Source organism: Rhodococcoides fascians A44A (assembly GCF_000760735.1).
GTDB lineage: Bacteria > Actinomycetota > Actinomycetes > Mycobacteriales > Mycobacteriaceae > Rhodococcoides > Rhodococcoides fascians_E.
This window is the reverse complement of record NZ_JMEX01000008.1, coordinates 385823-386580: the sequence shown is the minus strand read 5'-3', so window position 1 is coordinate 386580 and position 758 is coordinate 385823. Positions and strand designations below refer to the sequence as shown.

1 pseudogene is annotated in these 758 nt (G+C 65.7%); it reads right to left on the bottom strand.

Features of this window, described 5'->3' with window-relative positions:
• Positions 1-758, bottom strand: a pseudogene (locus BH95_RS29555) (DUF222 domain-containing protein); the annotation flags it as partial.

The following is a 758-nucleotide window of genomic DNA, read 5'->3' as shown; positions in this document are numbered from 1 at the left end:
GTGGTACCCGAATCCGTAGGGAGGAGAGCACTGTCCTCTGTTTTTGTCGCCGATCGGCTGGCTCGTCGTCGTCGGCGGTATCGGTGTCACCCAGGCCCGTGTCATCGGGAGTCACTGTGCCATCGAGAGTCACTGTGTCGTCGGGAGTCACTGTGTCGTCGGGAGATGCTGTGCTGCCGGGAGGGTCGGCCTTGTCCGGTTCACCTTGTGTCTGGGTGTGTGGTGTTCGGGCGGTGAGGACGTCGTGGAGTTCGGTGAGCAGGCCTTGCCAGTGGGCGTCGGTGGCGATGAGGCGGGCCAGTTCCGGGTCGAGTGGGGTTCCGTCGGCCAGTACGGCGGGGTTCTGGCGTAATCCGAGCAGTGTTTCGGCGTCGAGGAGGATCTGCACCAGCGGTCCCCGCCGGGGATCTGGTCGGTCTGCTGCACCGTCCTGCGGGCATCGTTCACCGCGTCCGCACTGGCATTCGAGGGCGTGTTCGCCGTGAATCAACGCCATCAACCCATCGACGCGTAGCGCTGTGGTCGATCTGGGGTCCTCTCGGCAGACCGTCGCCGCGATCTCGGTCACCAATGCGTCGACTTCGGCGCCTTCGAGGTCGGTGACGATCGCTTCGAGTATCGATGCCCCGCCGGAGTCGCGGCGCACCCGCATACCCCGGCTACTGCGCACCGTGCGCTCTTGTGCGGCTGCGGCTTCGTCTCGGTCGTGGGCGAGCCACAGTCGCCACAGCCACAGTCGCAGTGATCGCGGGGTCAAT